Annotated in this window: 17 protein-coding genes and 1 tRNA gene; 9 read left to right on the forward strand and 9 right to left on the reverse strand. The window is 69.4% G+C overall.

Features of this window, described 5'->3' with window-relative positions; translation table 11 throughout:
- The coding region (locus JGU66_35590; protein ID MBJ6766108.1) for a HEAT repeat domain-containing protein at positions 1-760 on the forward strand (760 nt) is incomplete at its 5' end.
- Positions 757-1533 (forward strand): TatD family hydrolase, encoded by a 777-nt coding sequence (locus JGU66_35595; GenBank protein MBJ6766109.1) that lies wholly within the window; start codon positions 757-759, stop codon positions 1531-1533. The genes JGU66_35590 and JGU66_35595, both read left to right, overlap by 4 nt.
- Positions 1534-1561: 28 nt before the next feature.
- On the opposite strand, the gene JGU66_35600 is transcribed toward JGU66_35595, so the two are convergent.
- The 5 genes from JGU66_35600 to JGU66_35620 form a co-directional block, all read right to left on the reverse strand.
- On the reverse strand, positions 1562-3526 hold the full coding sequence (locus JGU66_35600; protein ID MBJ6766110.1) for a DUF4388 domain-containing protein: 1965 nt from the start codon (positions 3524-3526) through the stop codon (positions 1562-1564).
- Positions 3527-3530: 4 nt separating this feature from the next.
- The gene (locus JGU66_35605; GenBank protein MBJ6766111.1) at positions 3531-5060 is read right to left on the reverse strand and encodes an HD domain-containing protein; all 1530 of its coding nucleotides are present in this window, start codon (positions 5058-5060) and stop codon (positions 3531-3533) included.
- Between the two features lie 47 nt (positions 5061-5107).
- Positions 5108-6247 carry a class I SAM-dependent rRNA methyltransferase gene (locus JGU66_35610; protein MBJ6766112.1) on the reverse strand — a complete coding sequence of 380 codons (1140 nt, stop codon included), beginning with the start codon at positions 6245-6247 and terminating at the stop codon, positions 5108-5110.
- Between the two features lie 155 nt (positions 6248-6402).
- The gene (locus JGU66_35615; protein ID MBJ6766113.1) at positions 6403-6789 is read right to left on the reverse strand and encodes a hypothetical protein; all 387 of its coding nucleotides are present in this window, start codon (positions 6787-6789) and stop codon (positions 6403-6405) included.
- A gap of 45 nt (positions 6790-6834) precedes the next feature.
- Positions 6835-8430 (reverse strand): FAD-dependent oxidoreductase, encoded by a 1596-nt coding sequence (locus JGU66_35620; GenBank protein MBJ6766114.1) that lies wholly within the window; start codon positions 8428-8430, stop codon positions 6835-6837.
- 322 nt (positions 8431-8752) lie between these two features.
- On the opposite strand from JGU66_35620, the gene JGU66_35625 reads away from it, so the two are divergent.
- On the forward strand, positions 8753-8965 hold the full coding sequence (locus JGU66_35625) for a hypothetical protein (protein ID MBJ6766115.1): 213 nt from the start codon (positions 8753-8755) through the stop codon (positions 8963-8965).
- Positions 8966-9097: 132 nt separating this feature from the next.
- Here JGU66_35625 and JGU66_35630 read toward each other — a convergent pair whose 3' ends face one another.
- Entirely contained in the window at positions 9098-9742 is a 645-nt protein-coding gene (locus JGU66_35630; protein MBJ6766116.1) for a diacylglycerol kinase family protein, read from the reverse strand.
- A gap of 80 nt (positions 9743-9822) precedes the next feature.
- On the opposite strand from JGU66_35630, the gene JGU66_35635 reads away from it, so the two are divergent.
- The 6 genes from JGU66_35635 to JGU66_35660 all read left to right on the forward strand — a co-directional run bounded on the left by JGU66_35635 (position 9823) and on the right by JGU66_35660 (position 16443).
- Positions 9823-12657 (forward strand): N-acetylmuramoyl-L-alanine amidase, encoded by a 2835-nt coding sequence (locus JGU66_35635; GenBank protein ID MBJ6766117.1) that lies wholly within the window; start codon positions 9823-9825, stop codon positions 12655-12657.
- A 100-nt stretch (positions 12658-12757) separates the two neighbouring features.
- Positions 12758-13768: a type I glyceraldehyde-3-phosphate dehydrogenase gene (gene gap / locus JGU66_35640; GenBank protein MBJ6766118.1), complete on the forward strand. Its 1011-nt coding sequence runs from the start codon at positions 12758-12760 to the stop codon at positions 13766-13768.
- 36 nt (positions 13769-13804) lie between these two features.
- The gene (locus JGU66_35645; GenBank protein ID MBJ6766119.1) at positions 13805-14992 is read left to right on the forward strand and encodes a phosphoglycerate kinase; all 1188 of its coding nucleotides are present in this window, start codon (positions 13805-13807) and stop codon (positions 14990-14992) included.
- Positions 14993-15031: 39 nt separating this feature from the next.
- Positions 15032-15802, forward strand: a complete 771-nt coding sequence (locus JGU66_35650; GenBank protein ID MBJ6766120.1) for a triose-phosphate isomerase — start codon at positions 15032-15034, stop codon at positions 15800-15802.
- 82 nt (positions 15803-15884) lie between these two features.
- Positions 15885-16268 (forward strand): preprotein translocase subunit SecG, encoded by a 384-nt coding sequence (gene secG, locus JGU66_35655; protein MBJ6766121.1) that lies wholly within the window; start codon positions 15885-15887, stop codon positions 16266-16268.
- A gap of 93 nt (positions 16269-16361) precedes the next feature.
- Positions 16362-16443 (forward strand) — tRNA-Leu (locus tag JGU66_35660).
- Positions 16444-16486: 43 nt separating this feature from the next.
- Here the strand turns inward: JGU66_35660 and JGU66_35665 are convergent.
- From JGU66_35665 to JGU66_35675, 3 genes are read right to left on the reverse strand one after another with little or no spacing between them, the layout of a single operon-like run.
- Positions 16487-17716, reverse strand: a complete 1230-nt coding sequence (locus JGU66_35665; GenBank protein MBJ6766122.1) for a site-specific integrase — start codon at positions 17714-17716, stop codon at positions 16487-16489.
- Positions 17713-17937: a helix-turn-helix domain-containing protein gene (locus tag JGU66_35670; GenBank protein ID MBJ6766123.1), complete on the reverse strand. Its 225-nt coding sequence runs from the start codon at positions 17935-17937 to the stop codon at positions 17713-17715. Before JGU66_35670 ends, JGU66_35665 begins: the two co-directional genes overlap by 4 nt.
- Positions 17934-19376, reverse strand: a complete 1443-nt coding sequence (locus tag JGU66_35675) for a hypothetical protein (protein MBJ6766124.1) — start codon at positions 19374-19376, stop codon at positions 17934-17936. The genes JGU66_35670 and JGU66_35675 overlap by 4 nt, the downstream gene beginning before the upstream one ends.
- Positions 19377-19425: the final 49 nt, after the last annotated feature.

Below are 19425 nucleotides of genomic sequence, written 5' to 3' on the forward strand. Positions count from 1 at the left end.
ACCCGAGGAACTGCCGGACACGCTCTTGCCGCGCCTGCGCGACGAGGACAGCGGCGTGCGGCTGGAGGCCACGGGGCGACTGGCGGACCTGGCGCTCCCGCAGGCGCGAGGTGCGCTGGCGGGGATGCTGGAGGATGACTTGCCCCAGGTGCGCTTCGAGGCCGCGCGCGGCATCGCGGCGCTGAAGCACCCGGCGGGGTTGGACGTGCTCCTCGCCGCGCTCGACGAGGAGGCGCTGCGCTTCCGAGCCCTGGGCGCGCTGGCGGAGCTGGAGGACGCGCGAGCGCTGCCCGCGGTGAAGCGCCTCTTCGGAAAGTGGCTGTTGCCCGCGTTCGACAAGACGCAGGCGGCGGGCGTGCTCGCCAAGCTGGGCGACCCCGAGGGCGCGACGTGGCTGCTGGAGCGCACGCGGCGCGGCCGGTGGACCGCGGACCGGGCTCTCGCGGTGGAGCTGTGCGGCGAGCTGCGAGTGCCTGGGGCCCTGGAGCGGCTCAAGGCCATCCTGGACGACGGGAAGGATGCCGCCCGAGGCGCGGCTGCACGGGGCCTGGGCCGCCTGGGAGATGCACAGGCGCTGCCCTGGCTGCTGGTGCTGTTGGAGGACCGGGGCGCCACCGAGGACCTCCGGCTGGACGCGGCGGACGGCGTGTGGCGCCTGGGCGGGAGCGAAGGGCGCGAGCGCATCCGCGCGGCCATGTCCACCTTCACCTCCGCCGAGGCACGGCTGGAGCTGACCGACTTGTTGGAGGAAGAGCCATGAAGCTGGTGGATGCGCACTGCCACCTGGAGCCGAAGGACTTCGCGGAGGTCGGGCCGGTGCTGGAGCGCGCCCGCGCCGCGGGCCTGGTGCATGCGGTGCTCGTGGGACAGTTCCACGGACCGGGGAACTGGGGAAACGCGCTGGAGCTGGCCGCGGCCCTCCCGGAGTTCCTGTCGCCCACGTTGGGCATCCATCCCCACGAGGCTGCTCGCGTGACGGAGGAGGACTTCGCGGTGCTGGAGCGCACGTGCGCTCGACCCGAGGTTCGCGCGGTGGGCGAGGCGGGGCTGGACTACTACTACGACAACTCGCCGCGCGAGGTGCAGGCCACCGTCTTCCGGCGGCAGTGCGCCCTGGCGCGCGCGCTGGGCAAGCCGCTGGTGGTGCATGTCCGAGATGCCCATGACGACTGTGAGCGCGTGCTCGCGGACGAGGGCGTCACCCACGGCGTCATCCACTGCTTCACCGGCGACACGGACGCGGCGCGCCGGTACCTGGACCGGGGCTTCTTCCTGTCGCTGTCCGGTGTCGTCACCTACAAGAAGACGGAGGCGCTCCAGGACGCGGTGCGCTTCGCGCCGTTGGACCGCCTGATGGTGGAGACGGACAGCCCTTATCTCGCGCCCGTGCCGCACCGGGGCCGGAAGAACGAGCCCGCGCACGTCGTGGAGACCGCGCGCAAGGTGGCCGAGCTGAAGGGTGTCTCGGTGGAAGAGGTGGCCGCGGTGACGACCGCCAACGCGGCCCGCCTCTTCACACTCCCGCTGCGCTAGGCGACACTCCTGCTGCGCTAAGCGTTCCTCACGCCGCGCTGAGCGCTCCGGCCAGGGCCTCCAGGTCCTGGTCCAGGTGCGGCATCTCCAGCAGCAGCGCGTCTGGGTCGTACTGGAAATCCGCCTGCTTCATGCGCAGCAGCGCCTGGAGCGCGGGCTCGCCCGAGTGGCCTCCGAAAGAGGCGAAGACGACGCGGCCGTGCTCCAGGTGCAGATAGCCTTCCAGCGTGTGGTGACGCAGCTGGAGCCGCCCACTCTTGCGACCGCCGCCCAACGTGTGGAGCAGCTCGCGGGGCGGCAGCTCGTCGAAGCTGCCTCGCACCACGCGGCCCGGGCCGTTGTGCAGCACCCGGTCCTCCAGCATGGCGCGCACGGCCTTGGCCACCGCTGGCTTGTCCGTCGGGGTCAGCACCGCCGTGGCGCCCGCCATCAGCAGCCGGTCGCGCGTCGCGGCGTCGGGCTCGCCGACCACCGCGATGGGCAGGCCCGCGCTCTCGGGCGCCGAGCGCGCCACCTGGAGCAGCTCCAGCACCTCGCTCTGTCCCAGGCGCAGGCTCACCACCAGCACGTCGCAGTCCTGCCGAGCCAGTCCGTCCAGCGCGCCATCCAGCGTGGAGAGGGCGTGTGCCACCAGGTCCTGCTTGAGCACGGCCTCCAGCAGCTCTCCTCGCGCCGCTTCATCCTGCTCGGCGATGAGGACCTGACGGCCGTCGCTGACCAACCGGTGGCGCAGCAGCTCACCGCTCTGGAGCTGGCAGACGATGTCCGCCACCACGGGGTCGTAGAGCACGCCCGCGTTCTTGCGCAGGTGCTCCAGGGCCTGCTCCTTGGTCAGCACGCGACCATGGGCGTTGCCCGGGTTCTTGGTCAGCTCCAGGAAGCTGTCCACGGCGGCGAGGATGCGCGCGCCCAGCGTGATGTCTTCGCCCTTGGCGGCCTGGGGCGTGCCCGAGCCGTCCCAGGCCTCGTAGAGCTGCGCGAGGATGGTGTTCACCTGCGCGGGCAGGTGCACTGTCTCGAACAGCTTCGTCGGCGCGCGACAGCTCGCCTTCGCCTGGGCCTTCCACTCGGGGTTGGCCGCGTTGCTCGCGAGCGAGAAGTGCCGCTCGGAGGGCTTGCCCAGGTCGTGAAGGTACGCGGCGATGGACAGCGCGGCCAGCTCCTTGTGCGGCATGCCCATGCGCTGGCCGACGATGCCCGCCTGCCGCGCCAGCTGTGCCGAGTGGCCGCGGTGCCGTGGCCGGTCCTGCTCCAAGACGCCCACCAGGATGCTCAGCGTCTCCACGTAGTCCGTGTCGCTGATGAGCCCGCGCGGCCCGCCAGGCTCGCGCCGCTGGGTCGCCGAGCGCGCCGAGGGCGTGCCGCCGCTCGGTCGCTGCAGCCGCATGCGCGCGTCTGTCTCCAGCCGCATCTGCATGCTGGGCGTGCCACGGCTGGTGGTGGTGCTGCGCCCCGTCTCGTGCACGCCGGTGTTGGAGGGCGTGTCGGGACGGCGAGGCGCGGCTCCGGGCGTGGGGCCACCCTCCAGCAGCGCGGTGAACGCCGTGGGGTCGCCGTAGTAGTGCTTGCGGATGGCGGCCGCGATGGCGCTGCGCAGGCCCACGTACGCGTAGACCTCCGACATTCCGGTGACGAGCGCAATCTCGTCCAGCAGCGCCTGGTTCTGCGGCTCGGCGGCCACCACGGACAAGAGCTGGCGCTCCGGATCCACGGCCAGCGGAAGCACGTTCTGCGCTTCCGCCAACCGCACCGGCAGCTTGTCGAGCACCTTGGTGTCGATCTTCGCCTTCGCCAGTTTGTCCGCGGTGACGAAGCGGGTCTGGAACTCCGCGGCCAGGAAGCGCAGCAGTGCCGCTTCCTGGAGCAGCCCCAGGTCCACCAGGCAGTCCCCCAGCTTGTGGCCGGTGATCTTCTGGTGCTCCAACGCCTGTTCCACGGCCCCGGGGGTGGTGAGGCCGGCTTCAATCAAGCGCTCTCCGAGCCGCTTTGCCATGGTGTCAGCCTTCCGAAGAACCCTCGCCCTCGCCGCCCGCCTTGGGCGACTCGGGGGCCAGCGACGACAGCGCGCTGAACGGCTTGAACGTCAGCTCCTTGGGGAGGCTGTTCGGGTCGCGCGGCGGCCGGTCCTCACGCGGCGGCCGGTCCTCGCGGGGCGGACGCTCGGCGCGGGGCTCGCGCGGCGGACGGTCCTCACGGGGCGGGCGCTCGGCGCGGGGCTCGCGCGGCGGACGCTCAGCGCGCTCCTTGCGACCCTCGGACGGAGTCGCCGGCGGCGCGCTGGGAGCCTCGGCGGGAGTGCCGCCGCCCGCGTGCGGGGCCTTGTTGTCCCCGCGAGCCTTGCGCTTCTCCTCGCGGCCCTTGCGGCGGCCACCGCCCTCGACGGGGGCGCGACCGCGCACGGTGGGCACCGGGCCCTTCCAGAGCTGGCGATCGTAGTGGCGCAGGTTCTCCGTCCACTTCTCGTTCGGGTCGCGCTGCATGGCCTCGACCCACGAGGCGATGCGCGAGTCGAGCGAGTCGAGCGCGTGGACGATGTGCGCCTCCAGCGTCATGGGCACCTTGGGGCTGCCGTACTCCAGCTGTCCGTGGTGGGCGAGCACCAGATGCGTCAGGTGCTGCTCCAGCAGCGGCGGGAAGCCCGGGATGGCCAGCGACTTCTCGCGGATCTTCTGGGCGGTCATCACCAGGTGGCCCACGAGGCGGCCCTCGTCGGTGTAGTCGAAGCCCTTCTCGGGGGAGATCTCCCCGACCTTCATCACGTCATGCAGCAGCGCGCCGGCCAGCAGCAGGTCCCGGTCCGCCATGGGGTAGTGGTCCGCCACCCGCAGCGTCAGCCGCATGACGGACAGCAGGTGCTCGGCCAGTCCGCCGCGCCACGCGTGGTGCACGTTCTTCGCGGCCGGGGCGATGGGCAGGCCCGCGGCGATCTGCGGGTCATCCAGGAAGGCGATCAGCAGCTGCTTCACGAACGGATCATTCACCCGGTCCGTGACCAGCTCGCGAATCTGTCCCACGGCGCGCGCGCCCGCGGCGCCACCCTCGGACTTGGGCTGCTCGGTGCGGGGCTCCTTCGCTTCCTTGGCCTCGCGCGGCTCCTTGGGCTCCTTGGCCTCCTTCGCCTCGGCGGCGGGCTTGGCCTCGGGCGGCGGGGCAGGGGGCGGCTCGAACTCGCGGGCGTCGAGCGGCTCGGGGTCCAGGCGCTCCAGGCCCTCCACGACGACCTGCGGCCGGCCGTGGAAGACAATGACGCTGCCCTGGACGAGCACGAAGTCGCCCTTCTGGAAGGCGGGCTCGATGGCTTCGAGCTTCTCGAAGACTCGGCCGTCGACCTCGCCGCTCTTGTCGACGAACGTCACGGCCAGGAAGACCTTGCCACTGCGCGCCGTCACCTTCTCCTTCTTGGTGACGCGGAAGACGGTGTTGACTCGGTCCTTCTCACGCAGATCGGCCGCATACACCTTGCGGACGGTCTCGACGGAAGCCTCCGGGGTGGAATTCGCGGTCTGGGTCTCGTTGTCGTTGGTCATCGCGGCGCGGACACTACCACCGAGCAGGGCCCTCGGGGTGAGTGGAGTCAGCTCACCTCCAAAGCCACGGCGTCGAGGGCGTCGACTCCGAGGGAGCCCACGGGGGTGGGGTGGTCCGGAGGAAGGCCCAGGCGAGCGAGGCGGAAGGCCGGCCGGGCCTCCTGCTCGCACGCGCTGGCCACCAGCGTGTCGAATTCACCCGGGGCCAATGGGGGACGGTAGCCCGCGACCAGCAGGAACCCGCCATGACGGGTGCGCTGGAGGGCGCCTCGCATGCGCTGCACGAACTCCTCCGCGCTCTGGAGCCCCGGGGTGTCCATCAGGACCAGGTCGAAGGTGTCCGTCAGCCCCGCGAGCGTCTCCAGGGGCTCTCCGCGCGCCACCGTCACCCGACCCATGAGGCCGTTGGCCTCGGCGTTCTCCCGGGCGAGGTCCGCCGTGTCGGGATCCGCGTCGAACGCGAGCACCTGCCGAGCGCCGTGCAGCCCCGCGTGGACGAAGAGCCCGCCCACGCCGCACGCGATGTCCAGCACGCGAGTCCCCTGGGCCAGGTGCGCCACGAAGCGACGCAAGTCCCGCAGCGCGTAGGGGTAGCCGGTGCCTCGGCCGTAGGTGAGGTCCACCGTGAAGCGCGCGCCCATCTCCAGCAGGCGGAACCAGCGGGGTGGGGTGCCGTACAGCACATGGGGTCGTTGCAGCGGCAGGCCCAGGCGTCGTCGCCGGAGCGTGTCGTTGCGCAGCAGCACCGAGCTGGCGCCCGCCACCTCGCCCAGCGCGCGGGTGATCTCCTGATGCCGCGCGTCCATGGCGCGGCTGAGCGTCTGGATGACGAAGTGGCTCTCGTAGCGGTCCACGATGAGGCCGGGCAGGCTGTCTCCGTCATCGTTCACGATGCGGCAGAAGCGCGGGTCGTCCACCCACTGCGCGCGCCGCTCGAAGGCATGGCGCAGGTAGCGGGGGATGGGGCCTTCCTCCACGTCGTCGGGCAAGCCCAGGCGCCGCACCGCGGGCGAGGCCTCCAGGTCCACGTCGCCCAGGCCCAGCACCTGGCCGTCCTCGTCGCGCAACTGCACGGGCTCGCCGGGCTCGGGCGTGCCTTCCATCGAGACGATGTCCTCGCGGCGCAGCCAGGGGCTTCCATGGCGCAGCCGCCGAGCTGCTTCGCGAGACAGGTAGGTGCTGTACACGTCGGCGTCCTCCCCCAGGGCGAAGCCGTTGCGCGGGCCGGTCCGCGGGGCATTCGCCAGGGGGAAAACATGGGCCGCGCGGGTCGCGCTGGCGGCGAACGCCGGGCCCCCGCTCCGAGGGGCAGGGGAGGGAACAAGCTGGGCTGCCGAGGTGGCTAGCGCTTGGGTGAGGGGGCCGCGCTCGGCCGGATGTACGCCCGGTACGCCACGCGGGTGAACAGCGAGGCCGTCAAGAATGCCAGCACGATTCCAATCACGGACGTCCCGTACGTGTGGCCGCGGAGCAGGAGGATGGCGGCCACCGTCCCCATCAACACGCCGAGGCCCACGGTGTAGATCTGGGCCCGGCGTGCCAGCAGCTCTTGGGTCTTGTCCCGTGCGCCCGCCAGCGCGGGGATGGTGCCGGCGTGACGCCAGGTCGAGGTGCCCACTTCGCGCACCTCGTCCTCGGGGGAGACGAGCCCCTGGACGTAGGCCTGCGCGATGTCGCCCAGCGTGGGGTAGGTCAGCTCACCGTCCGGGGTCCGCACCTGATAGGGCATGGCCATTGCTCCTCGCGCCAGCCTCCCCCGTTCCTCGGGGAAAGCTCAAGTCAGCTCGGTCGCAATCTGCTCAGCGATGCGCAGCCCATCAATGGCCGACGAGACGATGCCGCCCGCGTAGCCGCAGCCCTCGCCCGCCGGGTACAGGCCGCGCATGGACACCGACTGGAGGTCGTCGCCGCGAGTAATCCGCAGGGGCGAGCTGGTGCGGCTCTCGATGCCGATGAGCTTGCCCTCGTCGCTGATGAAGCCGCGCATCTTCCGGTCGAACGTCCGCAGCGCGCCCTTGATGGACTGGGTGAGGCGCTCGGGGAACAGGCGGTTGAGGTTCTCGTGCGCCAGTCCCGGCCGGTAGCTGGTGCCGCCTGGATCCTTCGTCACGCGCCCGGCCAGGTAGTCCGGGATGGTCTGCGCCGGCGCGAAGAAGCGGCCACCGCCCAGCTCATACGCCTTCTTCTCCCAGTGCCGCTGGAAGTTGAGCCCCGCGAGCGGGCCGGTGAAGCCCTCGCGCTCGAAGTCCGCCACGGACACGGACACGACGATGCCCGCGTTGGCGTAGCGCGCGTTGCGGCGCGAGTTGCTCATGCCGTTGGTGCACTGGAGCCCCTCCTCGGTCGGAGTGGGCACCACGATGCCGCCGGGGCACATGCAGAACGAGTAGATGCCGCGCACCTCGCCGTCCACGTCCAGGTTCTCCGCGAGTTTGTAGTCGGCCGGAGGCAGGCGCGGGTTCTTCGCCGCCGCGCCGTACTGGATGCTGTTGATGAGGGCCTGGGGATGCTCGGCGCGGAATCCGAGCGCGAACGGCTTGGCCTCCACGCTGACGCGGCCATCGGTGGCGAAGCGCTCGTACAGCTCGCGCGCGGAGTTGCCCGGCGCCAGGATGACCCGGTTGCTCTCCAGCGTGCGGCCATCCGAGAGCTTCACGCCCGCGATGTGGCCGTCCTTGTAGAGCAGGTCGTCCACGCGCGTCTCGAAGTGCACCTGGCAGCCGCCCGCGATGAGCTCCTCGCGCAGCTTGGCCACCGCGCCCGGCAGGAGGTCCGAGCCGATGTGCGGCTTGCCTTCAATCAGGATGTGGTCCGGCGCGCCGTAGCGGGCGAACGCCTCGATGACCTTGCGCACCATGGGGTGGTTGATGCGCGTGGACAGCTTGCCGTCCGTGTACGCGCCGGCGCCGCCCTCGCCGAAGTTCATGTTGCTCTCGGGATCGAGCGTGCCGTCGCGCATGAGCTTGGCCACGTCCTTGCGGCGCGTGATGACCTCGCGGCCTCGCTCCAGGAGGATGCTGCGCACGCCGCGCTCCAAGAGCCCCAGCGCGGCGAACAGGCCCGCGGGCCCCGTGCCGATGACGATGGGCCACTGCTCCGGCTCCTTCACCCGGGGCTGGGCCTCGGGAGGAGGGGGCGCCTCGCCCACGTCGGGAGGCAGGCGCGCGGGCTTGCGCCCCGCCGCCAACTCCACCTCCAGCGTGTAGATGTAGCGCGGGCTGCCCTTCTTGCGAGCGTCCAGCACCGAACGGATGACGCGCACGGAAGCGAGGTCGCTCCGGGTGACGCCCAGCTTCTCCGCGGCGCGCTGACCGAGCAGCTCCTCCGGCTCGTCCAGCCACAGCCCGATGTTGTTCACCCGATACGCCATCTGTTCCGCTCCTGGTGGGGGCGCGTATCTGCTCCACCCCGTTGAAAGAATGCAAGCACTTGAAAACACGGTGGGCTGCCTCCCGGGCGTCGGGGTGCGTACCCGCCGATGCACCTGGGGGTGCTACAGCCCCGGAGCGCCCGTGAGGTGCGAAGCCGGTTTCGCAGTCTCCGAGTGGGGATGCCAGCGCCGCGTCGCTTCAACCCCCGAGGAACGCAGGGGAATCCGTCCGGAAGGCAACGGCTGGCACGGCGGTTGAACTCGCTGGGCCGCGTGATTTCCCGGCGCCGCCTCATTTCGCGCCACCTCGGAGGCATTCACAGTGAGCACCGACCAAAAGGGCACCCGGATCCTGGCGCGCACGTTCTTCAACCAGCTGCGCGCGAGTGGTTACACGCCCCACCAGGTCATCGGCATCGCCACGGAGCTGTTGGACCTCGTCACCACGGACCTCGCGGAGTTGAAGGAAGGCGACAAGGGCGTTGCCGTCCAGGCGACACCGGAGCAAGGGGCCGAGTGGCGCCAGCGCGCCTGAGTCATTAGGCTTCAGCCCAGACCCTCGCGGGCGAGTGGGCTCCGGACTGGTTTCGGGGCTCCCGCCCGCGTGGTTGCGGAAAAGACCGGCGGCCGCCGGTTTTTTTGTGCCCGCGATTCGGCGCCCCTGGAGCTATCCGCCGCGCTCCCGGCGCCGCATGCGCGCGGCCGAGCCCGCGATGAAGAGCAGGCCCGCCGTCAGCACGGTGAACACGAGGCTGGCCGAGAACGTGGCCATCCAGGCCAGGAGCGCGAAGCCGCCCATGAGCGCGAGGGCATCCACCCAGCGAGGCCGAGGCTGCGGCAGCACCAGCACGGTGACGCACGCGGTGAGCGGCAGCCCCAAGGCGACCTGCCGCACGATGGCCTCGGTGCTGGTGCGCACCGTCTCCCAGTTGTGCACGAGGATGGCGGCGAAGATGACCACCGTGCCCAGGGCGAGCACGAGCACGCCCGCGGCGGCCGCGTCCTTGGTGAGGCGGGCCTTCTCGTCGAACTGCTGCACGGCCAGGTCGACGAGCTGCTCCAGCGCGCTGTTGAGGATCTCCGCGAAGAAGATGAGCAGCACGCAGAAGATGAGCGTCACCTTCTCTGCCAGCCCCAGCGGGATGCCGTTGCCGACCATTCCCACGAGCGCGGCGGACACGACGTGGATGCGCATGTTGCGCTGGTACACGACGGTGTGGATGAGGCCCGCCCAGGCGTGTCCGAAGGAGGCGAGGAGCCCCGTGCTGCGCCGGGAGGGAAAGCGGGGAGGCGGAGTGGCAGGGACGGTCATCGGAGCGTGAAGGGATGAGCAGGCTAGCATCCACGGGTGCGATTGCCGTGTGAGTCTGAACGGGTAAGGTCCGACCCGTGATGCGACTCGACTGTGTGGCGGCCCTGTTGTTGACCTCGACACTGGCGGCGGCTCAAGAGCCCGCGCCTTCCTTCGAGGGGGACGACTGGGGGCTGGAGCCGCCGGGTGTGCAGTACCTGCCTGCTCCCGGCCCGCGCCCCCATGAATCCCGGATGTCCGCGCACGAGCCCGCGGGCGTGCGACGTGAGTCTCCCTCCCGGGGGGCGAAGTCCGCGTTCGCGGGTGTGCCGCAGGGCCGTGAGCGGACCGGAGCCCTGTCCGGCAAGGTCGTGTACCTGAGCCCTGGACATGGGTTCTATCGGGACAACTCACTGCGCCGGTGGGCGACCCAGCGAGGCAACTCGTGGGCGGTGGTGGAGGACCTCATCTCCATGGAGGTCGCCAGCCAGGAGCTGCTGCCCATGCTGGTGGGGGCGGGCGCCACGGTGATTCCGGTGCGCGAGACGGACCTGAACCCGCTGATGGTCATCGTGGACGACGGCGACGCGGGCTACGCCGAGTCCGACGCCACCCTGTTCAGCACGCCCGCGCAGACCGGGTGGAAGACGGTGGCTCCGCCCCTGACGAACGCGACGGAGCCCTTCACGCAGGGCACCACGCGCGTGGCGACCACGGCCGCGGTCGCGTCCGCGCGGGCGACGTGGACGCCCGAGGTTCCAGCGGATGGGGCGTACAACGTCTACGTCTCATATGGCTCGGACCCCACGCGCGCGACGGATGCGCACTACGTGGTGCGGCACGCGGGCGGCGAGAGCCACTTCCGCGTCAACCAGCGCCGCCACGGGGGCACGTGGATGCTCCTGGGGCGCTTCTTCTTCCGCGCGGGAACGCATCCGGACGCAGGAGCGGTGACGCTGATGAACGACTCGGCCACGGCAGGCGCCACGGTGTCCGCGGACGCGGTGCGGCTGGGCGGTGGTCGCGGCGACGTGGGCGACGGCACGGTGGGCGTGCTCGCGCGTCCGCGCTCGGAGGAGAGCGCGCGCTACCACGTGCAGTTCAGCGGCGCGCCCGCGATCGTGTATGCGCCCACGGGGGCGAACGCGCTGTCGAACGAGCGCAACGCGGACGTCTCGGCGCGCCCGCGCTTCGCGGCGTGGCTGCACGAAGAGGGCGAAGACGCGGTCTATGTGGCGTGGCACACCAACGCCTCGACGACGGGCAACGTGGTGGGCACCGAGGGCTACGTCTACGGCCCCAACCCGGTGGACGGGACGTACAACTTCACGGGCGTGCCCGGCAGCGAGGTCATGGGGCGCGCGCTGTTGGATGAAATCTCTCGCGACATGAAGCGCGAGGTGGATCCGAACTGGAAAGTGCGCTCGTTGCGCTCGGCGAACCTGGGCGAGGTGAACCCCACGCACAACTCCGAGATGCCCAGCGTCCTCCTGGAGATGGCCTACCACGACGCCACGGCGGACGCGGCGAAGCTGAAGGAGCCCGGCGTGCGGCACGTGGCCGCGCGAGCCATCGTGCAGGGACTCATCAAGTACTTCGCCGCGCGGGACTCCCAGCCGGTGAACCTGCCGCCCGAGGCCCCTACGGCCGTGGTGGCGCGCACCGTGGCGGAGGGCTCGGTGGAGGTGCGGTGGGCCGCGCCGACCGTGGATCCGACCGAGGAGGGCCGTGACGGGGCCACCGGCTACCGCGTCTACCAGAGCGCGGATGGCCTCGGCTGGGACGAGGGCACGGACGTGACGGGGACCTCGTGGGTGCTCCCGGTGGCCGTGGGCTCCGTGCGGTACTTCCGCGTCGCGGCGCTCAACGTGGGCGGTGAGTCCTTCCCCTCGGCCACGGTGGGCGTGCGAGCGGGGACGACGGCCGCCGTGTTGCTCGTCAACGCGTTCGAGCGGTTGGACGCGACGATGACGTGCGCGGAGGAGCTGAAGGCCTACGACCTGGAGGCCCCGGTCCGTGTGCTGCTCGAGTCGATGAACGACGGGGGCTACCTCACGCGCCACGGCGCCGCGTTCGCCCTGGCGGCGCAGGCCTTCGACGGCGCGACGAGCGGCGCGATGGCGGCGGGCCTCGTGTCGCCTTCGGGCTATCGCGTGGTGGACTGGTTCACGGGGCGCGGTGGCGTCGGGGGACTCGGGCCGTCGCGCGAGGCGCAGGACGCGCTGCGGGCGTTCGTGCTCAGCGGCGGACACCTGCTGCTGTCCGGCACCCGGGTGGCGTCCGCACTGGCCCAGGGCGGCGACGCGGACCGGGCCTTCCTCGCGGACATCCTGCGGGCCTCGGTCCTGGTGGGAACACCGCCGCTTCGAGTGGAGGGCGCACCGGGCGCCTGGCTCTCGGGGGTGGGCGCGGTGGGGTTGGACGATGGAACGCTGGGGGCCTATTCGGTGGGGACCCCCGAGGTGCTGTCCCCCCTCGGGGGAGGCACGGGCGTGTTGCGCTATGCCGGCACGGACCTGGGCGCGGCGGTGGCCTCGTCGCCAGGGGGCACCGTGCTGTTTCTCGGGGTGCCGTTCGAGGGCCTCACGAGCGGAACCGTTCGAGGTCAACTGATGGGTGAGTTCCTGGTGCGCGCGGGCCTGTTGACCCAGGTGCCTTCATTGCCGCCTCCGGACGTCGTGTCGCCCCTGAACCCCCGGCCGTTGACGGGGTGCATCGCGGCGCGCGCGGTGGATCCGCACCCGGTCGTCATTCCCCCGGTGGATCCGCCTCCCACGGTGCGAGAGCCCCTCCCTCAGTTCTATTACGGGCTGGGAGACAGCGGCTGCGGCTGCGGGGCGGGTGGCGCGGGGGTGGGCTCGGGCTTGTGGATGCTGTTCGGTTTGATTGTTCATCGGCGGCGCGCGCGGGCCCGGACAGGCCATGTGAAGCGTTGACTCAGCGGGGGCGCGTGCCTACGGTCGGCCGCCCTGTAGCGAACTTCACGACGTGCGGGCCGTTTCGCCCCACGCGCCTTTGGAAGGAGACACGGACACCATGGCCATCAAGATCGCCATCAACGGTTTCGGTCGTATCGGCCGGTGCGTGCTGCGCGCCGCGCTCAGCCGCAAGGAGAACCTCGAGATCGTCGCCATCAACGACCTCGACAAGCCCTCGGCGCTGGCGCACCTGTTCAAGTACGACTCCGTGCACCGCACGTGGCCGGGCACCGTGTCGCACACGGACAAGGGCATCGTGGTGGATGGCCGGGAGATCGCCGTCACCGCCGAGAAGGACCCGTCCGCGCTGCCCTGGAAGGCGATGAACGTGGACGTGGTGCTCGAGTGCACCGGTCGCTTCACGGCGCGCGAGGGCGCGGAGAAGCACCTGAAGGCGGGCGCTCGCAAGGTGCTCATCTCGGCCCCGGCCAAGGGTCCGGACCTCACCATCGCGTACGGCATCAACCACGACCAGTACGATCCGGCCAAGCACCACATCGTCTCGAACGCCTCGTGCACCACCAACTGCCTGGCGCCCATCGCCAAGGTGCTGGTGGACAACTTCGGCATCGAGAACGGCCTGATGACCACGGTGCACAGCTACACCAACGATCAGCGCATCCTGGACCTCACGCACGAGGACATGCGCCGCGCTCGCGCCGCCGCGCTCTCCATGATCCCCACCAGCACGGGCGCCGCGAAGGCCATCGGTGAGGTCATCCCCTCGCTGAAGGGCAAGATGCACGGCATCTCGGTGCGCGTGCCCACCCCGAACGTGTCGCTGGTGGACCTGACGGTGAACACGTCCAAGGCCGTGACGCCGGAGGCCGTGGTGGAGGCGTACCGCCAGGCCGCCGCCGGTTCGCTCAAGGGCGTCCTCGAGTTCAGCGACGCGCAGACGGTGTCGGTGGACTACAACGGCAACCCGCACTCGGCCATCTTCGACTCGACCAACTGCTTCGTGATGGGCGAGCGGCTCCTGAAGGTCATGGCCTGGTACGACAACGAGTGGGGCTTCTCGAACCGCATGGTGGACACGGCCAAGTTCCTCGTGTCCAAGGGCATCTAGTTCGAGCGCCAGGCTGACCGAGACGGGAGTACCAAGATGATCCGCTACATCGATGACATGCAGCTGACGGGCAAGCGCGTCTTCATCCGCGTGGACTTCAACGTCCCGCTGGAGGGCCGCCGCGTCACCGACGACACCCGCATCCGTGAGGCGCTGCCCACCATCCGGCGCGCGCTCGACATGGGCGGGAAGGTCATCCTGGCCTCCCATCTCGGCCGGCCCAAGGGCCCGGATCCAAAGCTGTCGCTGGAGCCCGTGGCCGTGCGGCTCGCCGAGCTGCTCGGCCCCAAGCACGAGGTCATCCTCACGGATGACTGCGTGGGCGACGGCGTGAAGAAGCAGGTGAAGGAGCTGAAGGAAGGGCAGGTGGTGCTGCTGGAGAACCTGCGCTTCCACAAGGAGGAGGAGGCCAACGACGAGTCCTTCGCGCGTGAGCTGGCGTCCCAGGCGGACGTCTACATCAACGACGCGTTCGGCACCGCGCACCGCGCCCATGCCTCCACCGCGGGCATGGTCCCCTTCGTGAAGGAGAAGGGCGCCGGCTTCCTCATGCGCAAGGAGATCGAGTACCTGGGCAAGGTGCTCAGCAACCCGGAGAAGCCCTTCGTGGCCATCCTGGGGGGCTCCAAGGTGAGCGACAAGATCAAGGTCATCGAGAGCCTGCTGCCCAAGGTGGACGCGCTGCTCATCGGTGGCGCCATGGCCTACACGTTCCTCAAGGCGCAGGGCATCGAGGTGGGCAAGAGCCGGGTGGAGGAGGACAAGCTCGCCTTGGCCACGCGCTTGTTGGACGCGGCGCAGCGGCTGCGCACGCCCATCGTGCTGCCCATCGACCACATCGTGGGCACCGAGCCCTCGGAGAAGAGCCCCGCGAGCGAGACGCCGGATCAGGTCATCCCGTCGGACATGATGGGCCTGGACATCGGCGTGAAGACGCGCGCGATGTTCTCCGAGCGGATCCGCGACGCGAAGACGGTGGTGTGGAACGGGCCCATGGGCCTGTTCGAGGTCCCCAAGTTCGCCGAGGGCACGCGCATCGTCGCGCTGGCCATGGCGAACAACACGCAGGCCACGACGGTCATCGGCGGCGGGGACAGCGCGGCCGCGGTGGAGCAGATGGGCTACGCGGCGAAGATGAGCCACGTCTCCACGGGCGGCGGGGCCTCGCTGGAGTTCCTCGAGGGGCGTGAACTTCCTGGCATCAAGGCGCTAGAGACGAAGTAGTCTCCGACGTCCGAACCGGACTCACACCTGGGGGAAGCGATGGCCACCGGAGCGCGCCGCAAGATTGTCGCTGGCAACTGGAAGATGAACAAAACGGTGCCCGAGGCGCTCGCGTTGGTCCGCGAGCTGCGGGCCCAGGTGGCGCCGCTCGGAGACAAGGTGGAGGTGGTGGTGGCGCCTCCCTTCGTCGCGCTCCAGGCGGTGCACGTCGCGCTGGAAGGCGCGCCCCTCCAGTTGGCGGCGCAGAACTGCCACTGGGAGGCGTCCGGAGCGTTCACCGGCGAGGTGTCCGCGCCGATGCTGGCGGAGCTGGGGTGCGCCTACGTCATCGTGGGGCACTCGGAGCGCCGGCAGTTCTTCGGCGAGACGGACGAGACGGTGAACAAGCGGGCGCACGCGGTGAAGAAGGCGGGCATGACGCCCATCCTCTGCGTGGGCGAGACCTTGGCGGAGCGCGAGGCGAACCGGACGCTGGAGGTGGTGGAGCGTCAGGTGCGCGGAGGGCTGGTGGGCTTCGAGGCGGCGGACGTGGCGAAGTTCGTGCTGGCGTACGAGCCGGTGTGGGCGATTGGCACGGGGCGCACGGCGACGACGGCCCAGGCGCAGGAGGTCCACGCGGCGATCCGGGGCCTGGTTGCTCGGCTGTATGACGGGGAGACGGCGGGGCGGGTGCGCATCCAGTACGGCGGCAGCGTGAAGCCGGACAACGCGGCGGAATTGCTGGGTCAGCCGGACGTGGATGGGGCGCTGGTGGGGGGCGCGAGCCTCAAGGCCGGGGACTTCCTGGCGATTGTGAAGTCGGCGGGATGATCGGGCCCGCCGGAAGAAGTTGTCACGCGTTCACCTCATTGTGTAGGGTGCGCCCTCTTTCCACGGAGCGTCTGGAAGCGCCATGCTGACCTTCTTTACGATCGTGCACGTCCTGCTCTGCGTGTTCATGATCTTCGTGATCTTGCTGCAGCCTGGGAAGGACGCTGGTATGGGGTCCGCGCTGGGAGGTGGCGCCGCCACGAGTGCCTTCGGTGGTCGCGGGGCGGTGACGTTCCTGAGCAAGCTGACGGGAATCTGCGCCGGCCTGTTCTTCCTGACGTCGCTGGGCCTGTCGTTCGTGGGGCTGCGGACGTCGGTGGCGGCGGGTGGTGCGGCGGCGAAGAAGCCGCCGGCGGCCACGGCACCGGCGACGCCGGGTGGTGCGGCGGCTCCCGCGGAGTCCTCCGCGCCGACGTCGACGCCGGCCGAGGCACCGCAGGGCCAGCAGGAAGCCCCGAAGCAGTAGTCGTTGTTCGGGGTGAGGCAGAAAAGAATCACGCAGCGGTTGAGATAGTCGTTGCGTGATTCAGCGCGGTTCGGTACATGGACTGCACAAGTTGCCCAGGTGGTGGAACTGGTAGACACACCATCTTGAGGGGGTGGCGCCGAAAGGTGTGCGGGTTCGAATCCCGCCCTGGGCACTCCGAATTGAGCCTCCAAGTCCTTGTGACTTGGGGGCTTTTTTCATTTCTGAGCTACGGCCTCCTGGTCATGTGCCCCGTATGTGCCCCTCTCCAGCAAGGGGCCATCCAAGAGTTTCACCGCATCCTGTTTCACCTGCGGACTCAGATGGGCGTAGCGCATCGTCATGTCGAGCGTGGCGTGTCCCATCAGCTCCTGGATGACCTTCAGAGGAACGCCCTTCATTGCGAGGTGGCTGCCGTAGGTGTGCCGCAGGTCGTGCCACCCAATCGTGCCGGTCTCCCGTGAGATGCCCGCTCGCTTCAGCGTGGTGATGAGCAGGTGATCCATCATCCCCGGAGTGAGGTGCTCGCCGTTCTCCTGGCAGAAGACGAAGGGGCCACGAAGGTGTCGGTGGGCTTTGAGGGCATCCACGACGGACTGCGGAAGGTCCACCGTCCGAGTGCTACCGCCCTTGGGCGTGCCTTCGACACCGCGCCAGATGGTCCTTTTGACGTGGAGCTTCGCGCGGGGGAGGTCAACGTCCTGCCACTGGAGGCCGATGAGTTCCCCTTGTCGCAGTCCCGTCTTGGGGGCTGCCGTCAGGAGGGCGAAGTCCTCGGGGCATGCCGCTGCGAGGAGCCGCTCCACTTCCTCGAAGGTGAGGAAGTCGTAGTCGGGCTTCTTCACCTTGAAGAGCTTCACGTCCGGGACATGAGCCAGGACGGTCTGCTCCTTCGCGAGGTTGAGCAGCTTGCTGAGGACGGCGAGCGCGTTGTTGATGGTCTTCAGGCTCAGGAGCTGGGTCGTGCGGACCTTGCGCCTTCGGAGGGCACGCCTGGAGGCCGTATCGGAGTGTCCGCTGAGCCGCCGGGGCTTCTTCTTCATCGCGGCTTTGAAGTCCTCGATTTCGGCCGGGCCGATTGCGTCGAGGGCTGTCTCTCCGAAGAACGGAAGCAAGTGGTCGTCGAGGAGCTGCCGTTTGCTCACGACGCTGGAGTGTTTGTTGTTGTTCTCGCTGTAGGTGAGGAAACGTGAAGTGAAGTCCTTCACGGTCGGCACCTTCTTTGTCTCGCCGTTTGTGTCAGGCTCCTTCTCTTTGCGGAATGTCCCCATCAGGAGGGCCGCGCGGATGTCTCGTTCGTACTGCTCTGCACCGCGTCGGGTGTTGACCGGGCTGTCCTTTCGGACGCGCTCGACTCCCCCGTTCGCATGCTTGAACTTGATGTCCACGAACCACACCTGCTGATTCCTTCCGTCCTTATCCGTGTACTTCCTCTGTCTCACGCTCATGGGGGCATCTCCTTGAGCGCAGGACCGCCTTGACCCATCGATGACCCTACCAAGGCCGCGCGACGAATGCGGAGAGCCTTCCCCACCCGGACGACCCCTGGCACCTGCCCGAACCGGATGGCCTCGTAGAGCGTCTTCCGATTCACGCGCAGGAGCGCGGCGGCTTCCTCCACGGTGAGGAACTCGGGCTCGTGTGAACCCTGGGATGCGAAAGCGTTCATCGGGAGTGCTCGGTCTGCGGGCTCGGGTGAGGCTTGCTGGGATGTGAACGGGTGTCGCTCGGAGCCGAGACGCCACGCGGGGGATTGAAGGGAACGACCTTCGAGCCCTCGTGTGTGGGCGCTTCGCCGCCAGTCGCGTGCCATGGGGGAAGCCAGCCCCGCGTCTTGCTGTCTCGCTGCTCAACCCAGCCTGCCGTCTTCAGCGCGGCGAGGAAGGTTCGCTTCTGAGGTGGGTGTTTCTGCCCGACGGCTCGGCAGAACCCGACGACTGCCCCGAAGAGGACATCGTTCACGAATGCCTTGGTCTTGCCGACGATGGGCCCGGGCGGTTCATACAGGTACGGGGGGACATGAAGTGCCAGCTTCGCCCAGTCGAGCATCTGTCGATCCGAATCAGGGCTCTCGCTGAGTTCCCGAAGGAACTGCTCCGCCACAGGCTCGCTGAGCTGCTGGAGTTCGTCGCGGGAAGCGTTTGTGTGCGGCCTGCGGACTCGTTTGGTGTCCACCACGTAGCTGCCCATCTCGAAGGCGAAGGCCGCTACCTGTTCCATGAATGCCGAGGTGAACGCGTCATCCGTGCCCGGAGCGTGGAGTGCCTCCAGGAAGTCGCGGTGAGACATCCCCAGGTCTGGGTACTGGTACTCGGAGGGCTTGGTCTTGTTGTGGAAGACCGTCCATCGCCGATCGCTCTCCTCAAGCTCGATGGGCTTGGTGCGGTTGGTCGCCGCGAGGAGCGCGACGCGGTTGACGGCGGGAGTGCGGGCAACGCCCTTGTTCTCCAAGAACACCTTGCCGTCCGTGATGGTCGCCTTCAGCCCGTCGCCAAGTGCCCCTCCGCGTTTGTGGTTGTCGAGCAGCTCATTGGCGAAGACCAACAGCTTCGTGGCGTAGTGGTGGTTGTAGGGCTTGGCGAGGTCGGCTTCGCCAATCTGCACGCAGTTCGCAGGTCCAAGGACGTGCGCCAGGATTCGATAGAGCACGTTCTTCCCGGGGCCCGGAGGCCCTTGCAGGAGGACCGCGGTTCCCGGCTTCGAGCCCGGGTTCTGCACCTTGAAAGCAATCCAGTTCAGGAGCCAATCGAGCCCGGCATCGTCCTCCGCGAGCCAAAGGAGGATTCGCCGAATGTCGGTCCAGTCTCCTGGCGTTGGAGTCAGGGAGGGGGCCTCCCAAGTGTTGACCGCGAGCGTGTCGTCCTCACGCAGCAGCAACTCGGGGGCGTTGTGGCGACATTCAAGCCCCATCACTCCGACGCACAGGTTCGGCACGTTGGGGGATGCAGCCAACGGGCTCGCGCCTCGGGGCCATGAGTCTCGGGGCGGCAGGAGACCACGCAGCATCAGGTAGTCCTCGGCCGCCTTCTGCGTCAGGAGGTCCGAGTTGAAGGCACGGCCACCCGGCCGGCGCGCGAGGTAGCGCTCCAACGGGACGACCTTCACCAAGGGGAGTTTCCCCCTGTGTCAGGGAAGTTGTCGCCTCGGCTGAGGTGCC

The organism is Myxococcaceae bacterium JPH2 (assembly GCA_016458225.1).
Taxonomy (GTDB): Bacteria; Myxococcota; Myxococcia; order Myxococcales; family Myxococcaceae; genus Citreicoccus.

Bases quoted from the DNA above. Each gene is read 5' to 3' on its own strand.
- JGU66_35595 (MBJ6766109.1), top strand. From the start codon at position 757: ATGAAGCTGGTGGATGCGCACTGCCACCTGGAGCCGAAGGACTTCGCG.
- JGU66_35600 (MBJ6766110.1), bottom strand. From the start codon at position 3,526: ATGGCAAAGCGGCTCGGAGAGCGCTTGATTGAAGCCGGCCTCACCACC.
- JGU66_35605 (MBJ6766111.1), bottom strand. From the start codon at position 5,060: ATGACCAACGACAACGAGACCCAGACCGCGAATTCCACCCCGGAGGCT.
- JGU66_35615 (MBJ6766113.1), bottom strand. From the start codon at position 6,789: ATGCCCTATCAGGTGCGGACCCCGGACGGTGAGCTGACCTACCCCACG.
- JGU66_35620 (MBJ6766114.1), bottom strand. From the start codon at position 8,430: ATGGCGTATCGGGTGAACAACATCGGGCTGTGGCTGGACGAGCCGGAG.
- JGU66_35630 (MBJ6766116.1), bottom strand. From the start codon at position 9,742: ATGACCGTCCCTGCCACTCCGCCTCCCCGCTTTCCCTCCCGGCGCAGC.
- JGU66_35635 (MBJ6766117.1), top strand. From the start codon at position 9,823: ATGCGACTCGACTGTGTGGCGGCCCTGTTGTTGACCTCGACACTGGCG.
- gap (MBJ6766118.1), top strand. From the start codon at position 12,758: ATGGCCATCAAGATCGCCATCAACGGTTTCGGTCGTATCGGCCGGTGC.
- JGU66_35645 (MBJ6766119.1), top strand. From the start codon at position 13,805: ATGATCCGCTACATCGATGACATGCAGCTGACGGGCAAGCGCGTCTTC.
- JGU66_35650 (MBJ6766120.1), top strand. From the start codon at position 15,032: ATGGCCACCGGAGCGCGCCGCAAGATTGTCGCTGGCAACTGGAAGATG.
- secG (MBJ6766121.1), top strand. From the start codon at position 15,885: ATGCTGACCTTCTTTACGATCGTGCACGTCCTGCTCTGCGTGTTCATG.
- JGU66_35665 (MBJ6766122.1), bottom strand. From the start codon at position 17,716: ATGAGCGTGAGACAGAGGAAGTACACGGATAAGGACGGAAGGAATCAG.
- JGU66_35670 (MBJ6766123.1), bottom strand. From the start codon at position 17,937: ATGAACGCTTTCGCATCCCAGGGTTCACACGAGCCCGAGTTCCTCACC.